The following is a 4967-nucleotide window of genomic DNA, read 5'->3' as shown; positions in this document are numbered from 1 at the left end:
TTTCAGCCTGTAGAATATCATCTTGCAGATTTAGCTTTATTGTTTTTAAATGTTTCTCCGCTTGAGAAATACTGTTTTCTCGCTCATTCCAATTATTAATTTGTAAAGCAATGAGAATACCTATAACTACAAGCACAATTTCGCCAATGGCATATTTAAAATACCTGGTAGTTTTGCCTTCATTGAGAAGGTTTTGGCGAATTTTTCTAAAGAATTTTATCATCTTTTATGTTGCTTATTTCTTTTAGTAAAATTTGTGTTTTTTTCTTAAGTTTAGATAGGATGTTGAGGTGATTTAAAGTTAAGAAATTTCTGAAATTAATTAAGTTAATCATCTTTAGTTCGTTTTCAGGTTTTTCTAATTGCTCCTTGGTGATTGCTTGTAACCTAGGTTCATTCAAATCAATAAAGTTCAAATTCATATGTGTCATATAATCAGCATTCAGAGCCAGATTAAATTCCCCACCCATTTGAACTTCAGATAAATTTATTACCTCTGGGATAAAAACAGCATCAGTAAATAAATTGTTGTTTTTGTTGATAATCACCTGAATTCTTTCTAATTCTTCATAGTATTTAATAATTTGGTCTTTTAAAGCATTATTGCTAATGATATCAATATTACCTGAAGAGATAAGTTCGGTATAGGTAGGCGCGTTTTTGGTGAAGGTTTTTCTGCCAGTGAGATTGCCAATATTTTTTGTAAAGATGCTGTCAATTTTAAATGTTTGATTGGCTTTGTAATAAGCAATTATGGGTGTTGCAATTTGATTTACTTTGGATTCATAGGCCAACTGATATTCAATGATTGTTAATTGATCTTTTAAATCACGCTCGATATTGTTGAGATGTAAGGTTTCTTTGTGTTTTTGAATGCGGTTAGAATTCCAGTTATTGATATTTAAAGCAATCAAAATCCCAATCACCACCAAAATGATTTCGCCGATGGCGTAAAGGAGGTACTTGCGAACATTATCCTGTTCGATCAGTTTTTTTCGGATAATGCGGAAGTATTTTAGCATATACTAATCTATTTTAAACGATTTAATTCTCGATCTATAGCTTCAATTAGCTCTAGATTAATTGAACGAAATGAGAGCAGCGTTCTTAACGTACCTGCGTTATTATCACGAAATGGGATCAGTTCACTCAGCAATACATCTTTAAAGGCAGGATCGTGAATGTCTTTTACAATGATCTTTACATCTTTGTCCAACATTTCAAAATGTCTTCTAAGTGTAGATGATCCTTCAAAAATATTAATGAAAAATGATTCTATATCCTTAATGCCGTTTTGGGCTCTATTTTGTTCGTATTCATAATATCTTGAGAGCTGGGTATTTAACTTTCTGTTGGAGAGTTGCAGCGAAGAAAATTTGAGCATTTCGTAGGCATTACCTATTGGATAATACCTTTCAAAAGTAAACACCCAAGCAAGGTGAATACTGATGCTATCTTGATGAATAGTGCCCTCAGGTACGTAAGATAGCATGCGATTAGTGGCATAAGCTGCTTTTTCTCTTTTTTGAATGATCTCATCAATGAAAGCCTGATCTTCTCTTAAATTATTATGCACCTCTGCAAGTAGGTAAATTTCATAATTTCTATTTTTTGAGAATTCATTCCAGTTATTCACCTGCAAAGCTATCAATATCCCAATCACCACCAGAAGGATTTCCCCGATGGCGTAAAGGAGGTACTTGCGAACATTATCCTGTTCGATGAGTTTTTTACGGATGGTTCGGAAGAATTTTAGCATTGGATTGATTTATCTTTCAGTTGATTTGATATTCATGTTTCAAATTTTTCATTAATTCTTCTGCCAGTAAGAGCTGCTTCAAGTACTCTTCCAGTGAACGCCCCATCATTATTTTCACGGTCATCACCTTATTGATGAAATGATCCCTCGTTGCGGGATCATCAATTCTCTTTATGTACATATTTTGGGTAATGGGATTGTTGAAACGCAGTTCTCCCGTTACTTCAAAATTGACGATTGTACTTGCAAGGGGAACCAGTTCCCACTCCGCTTTTTCAATAAGCTCATCCCGGAAAAGTGTTTTTCTCAGCTGATTGTCATATGCGTTCATAATGTTGACAAGAGATTGATTGAAATACTGCAATGTGCCCGACGATTTCATCTGTGTATACGTGCCATCGGTCGGGGAAAATGGGAAGGTGGTAAAGGTGGTTGACATTCCACGGTAGAATTCAGATAAGTCCCATGTTTCCTGTGGCAACTTGATGATGGAAATGAAGTATTCGATTACCTCTCTTTTTTCCGTGTTGAAATCAATCACGAAATGAAGTGCGGCCATGTCGTTTTCCAGATCTGAAATCATTGATTGAGCCAAAATTTTTGCAGTATTTGCCTCCTTTTGACTCTCATTCCAGGTATTGATCTGCAGCGCAATTAGAATTCCTATCACAACCAGTAGGATTTCGCCAATCGCGTAAAAGAAGTAGTTACGAACTTTGCTTTGCTCAATGAGTTTTTTGCGGATTTTTCTAAAGAATTTAATCATGTTTTTAATTTATATTTCCTCGCTCGCCCCAGTCCGCCCTAGGCGGATGCCAGCGCGCAATTTTGAGTTTATAAATTCAATTGATTTATCAAATTGATTTATGATGTTTTCATTTGTTAATCTATATTCAGTAATACCAGCACTTTTTAGATACGCAGTCCGTTCAATGTCTTTTTCTTTTTGTTCTTTATTGAGGTGATAGCCTCCATCAACTTCTATTGACAATCTGAGCTTATGACAATAAAAATCCAAAACATAACCGGCTATGGGGTGTTGTCTTCTAAATTTGTATCCTAATGGTTTTGTTTTTAAATACTCCCATAATTTCATTTCAGGTTCAGTCATACTTTCCCGAAGTTTAGCAGCAATTCTATACACTTTTGGAGTTGCTCCATCATGCATTCCTGATATTTTTAGTGGATCGTTTTTCATAGCTCTAATTTAGAAAACCCACCCTTTAGGGTTGGGGCAAGGTTTTCGGCAATCAAAATACCAATCACCACAAGCACAATTTCGCCAATGGCGTAAAGCAGATATTTTCGAACATTATCCTTTTCGATCAGTTTTTTTCGGATAATGCGGAAGAATTTTTGCATGGGTTAGCGGATTTTAAGGATTATAGGATATGTAGTTCTTGTTCAATTAAAATGATCAATTCTTTTAGTGTTTGTTGTAATTGCCGCCGGCTTTCAAAAACGCTCTTGGAAATCGTTAGTTTGAGAGACAGAATATTTGTGGCTTCCCTGTCGGCGAGCACCTCAAACAGATCGACAGACCATTCATCCTCATGAGGTTTATTGGTAACCCTTTCTTTTACCATCTTCTGTAAATTGAAATATTTGAACAACACCTCATCAACCCTGGTTTGCTGAACCGTCATTTTATCGGCGATCCGAAATTCCAGCAATTCCAGTTTATTATCCAGCTCTACCAATTTATTCCGGATCTCCTGGCTGGAGATGCTGCTGCTGGATCCTGAGTTTTTTATGTCTTCCCTCACCTGAATTACCGGCACATCAGTTACTACTCTAAATATGCTAAAAGTAATCAGAGAGTCGGCCTTGCCCTCCCCGTTCAGTCTGAACACCCAATCCGGTTCCACCAGGAACATTTTTAGGGGTTCAACACTTATGGAATCAAGCCTGAGAAATTCTTCTCCTTCTTCAACTGCGCTTTCAAGATCGGTCTTAAGGATATTTAGAATCCGTACCTCTTCTGATCCCATCTTTCTCTCTTCATTCCAGTTATTCACCTGCAGCGCAATCAATATCCCGATCACCACCAGCAATATTTCGCCGATGGCGTAGAGCAGGTATTTACGAACGTTCCCTTCCCCAATAAGTGTTTTCCGAAGTCTTCTGAAAAATGTAATCATCTATTATCCATTGTGTTTTTACAAAGAAAATTAACGGGTTTCGAGCATAGTAATCAGTGACTTTGCAGTCTCAAGCGCCTGTGAATGTGCTCTTATCGTACCGTCTTTATTAGTTAAATTGATTTTAAGCGTTGTCAACAGGTACGTGTCATTCTGTATGTTGCTGTAGCTGTGCGGAACAGCGTATTCACCAAATTCCCAATCTTTAAAATGTACTCTTGCATAGGGCAGCCACACATCCTCGAACTCGAATTCATCATTCTGAAGGTCTTTTCGAAGCATAGCATAATCATGTTCATAATACTGCAGCAGGGTTTGGCGAAGCTCCGGACGATTTAAATGACTGATTCCCAGATCTTTCAGATAGTCATATCCATTTCTCAGAAGCACGGTTTCACGCATCAGCATCAGTTTTCCAAGATCGCTGCGGTGCTCTTCCTCATTCAGAGTTTGCCGGGTTAAAGCGTCAACAACACGGGTCTGCGCCTCAAACTCTGCGAGTTGCAGTGTGATCCTGGACTGCAACGTGAGCGTATCCTGAACCAGGTCCTCCCGGATTTCTGACAAGGCTTGCGACACCATTCTGTCCATTATCTTTTCTTCATTCCAGTTATTAATCTGCAGGGCAATCAAAATCCCAATCACCACAAGCACAATTTCGCCAATGGCGTAAAGCAGATATTTTCGAACATTGTCTTCTTCAATGAGTTTTTTGCGGATTTTTCGGAAGAATTTTATCATTGGATAGTTATTTTAATTTTGTTCTTTATTGATGTCAGCAATGATATCTTTCGCAAGTTTTATGGTGTTTGAATAGAAATCTAAAATTAATGTCGATTGATATCTTCTATTCATTATCATTACCTCTAATTGCTTGTTACTTATTACACTTTGTAAATCAATATTCTCCAGAGTTCTTGGGTCGTCTTTATAAAATTTAGCTTGTCGATGCCACGGATTTTTTTTGTTCCATATCCAATAATAGTGTTCTTTTACGTAAGGTTCATACATTGTTTTGATTTCAGTATTGGCATTCAATTCTCTACTTTTTAACTGTTCGAGATATC

9 protein-coding genes are annotated in these 4967 nt (G+C 36.9%); all 9 read right to left on the bottom strand.

What is annotated here, in order from left to right:
• Window positions 1-223: DUF6090 family protein (locus tag IEV69_RS13660; protein WP_229741447.1), on the bottom strand; the 223-nt coding region annotated here is incomplete at its 3' end.
• Window positions 207-1022, bottom strand: a complete 816-nt coding sequence (locus IEV69_RS13655; protein WP_188443380.1) for a DUF6090 family protein — start codon at window positions 1020-1022, stop codon at window positions 207-209. The genes IEV69_RS13660 and IEV69_RS13655, both read right to left, overlap by 17 nt.
• An 8-nt stretch (window positions 1023-1030) precedes the next feature.
• A complete protein-coding gene (locus IEV69_RS13650; RefSeq protein WP_188443378.1) occupies window positions 1031-1759 on the bottom strand; it encodes a DUF6090 family protein in 729 nt (242 codons plus the stop codon).
• A gap of 16 nt (window positions 1760-1775) precedes the next feature.
• Window positions 1776-2525, bottom strand: coding sequence for a DUF6090 family protein (locus IEV69_RS13645; RefSeq protein WP_262891982.1), 750 nt, complete (start codon window positions 2523-2525; stop codon window positions 1776-1778).
• Between the two features lie 9 nt (window positions 2526-2534).
• Complete coding sequence (locus IEV69_RS13640) at window positions 2535-2957, bottom strand: endonuclease domain-containing protein (protein WP_188443374.1); 423 nt, start codon at window positions 2955-2957, stop codon at window positions 2535-2537.
• Complete coding sequence (locus tag IEV69_RS13635; protein ID WP_188443372.1) at window positions 2954-3121, bottom strand: hypothetical protein; 168 nt, start codon at window positions 3119-3121, stop codon at window positions 2954-2956. The genes IEV69_RS13640 and IEV69_RS13635 overlap by 4 nt, the downstream gene beginning before the upstream one ends.
• Window positions 3122-3141: 20 nt before the next feature.
• Window positions 3142-3900 (bottom strand): DUF6090 family protein, encoded by a 759-nt coding sequence (locus tag IEV69_RS13630; protein ID WP_188443370.1) that lies wholly within the window; start codon window positions 3898-3900, stop codon window positions 3142-3144.
• Window positions 3901-3930: 30 nt separating this feature from the next.
• Entirely contained in the window at window positions 3931-4641 is a 711-nt protein-coding gene (locus IEV69_RS13625; protein ID WP_188443381.1) for a DUF6090 family protein, read from the bottom strand.
• A gap of 12 nt (window positions 4642-4653) precedes the next feature.
• On the bottom strand, window positions 4654-4967 hold a 314-nt coding region (locus tag IEV69_RS13620), incomplete at its 5' end, for a hypothetical protein (RefSeq protein ID WP_188443368.1).

This window comes from Planktosalinus lacus, assembly GCF_014640155.1.
In the GTDB taxonomy this organism is placed as follows: domain Bacteria; phylum Bacteroidota; class Bacteroidia; order Flavobacteriales; family Flavobacteriaceae; genus Planktosalinus; species Planktosalinus lacus.
The sequence above is the reverse complement of the archived record's forward strand: the minus strand, read 5'-3'. Positions and strand labels throughout refer to the sequence as shown.

Excerpts from the sequence above, each read along its gene's own strand:
- IEV69_RS13650 (WP_188443378.1), bottom strand. The coding sequence starts at position 1,759 with ATGCTAAAATTCTTCCGAACCATCCGTAAAAAACTCATCGAACAGGAT.
- IEV69_RS13625 (WP_188443381.1), bottom strand. The coding sequence starts at position 4,641 with ATGATAAAATTCTTCCGAAAAATCCGCAAAAAACTCATTGAAGAAGAC.
- IEV69_RS13655 (WP_188443380.1), bottom strand. The coding sequence starts at position 1,022 with ATGCTAAAATACTTCCGCATTATCCGAAAAAAACTGATCGAACAGGAT.
- IEV69_RS13630 (WP_188443370.1), bottom strand. The coding sequence starts at position 3,900 with ATGATTACATTTTTCAGAAGACTTCGGAAAACACTTATTGGGGAAGGG.
- IEV69_RS13635 (WP_188443372.1), bottom strand. The coding sequence starts at position 3,121 with ATGCAAAAATTCTTCCGCATTATCCGAAAAAAACTGATCGAAAAGGAT.
- IEV69_RS13640 (WP_188443374.1), bottom strand. The coding sequence starts at position 2,957 with ATGAAAAACGATCCACTAAAAATATCAGGAATGCATGATGGAGCAACT.
- IEV69_RS13645 (WP_262891982.1), bottom strand. The coding sequence starts at position 2,525 with ATGATTAAATTCTTTAGAAAAATCCGCAAAAAACTCATTGAGCAAAGC.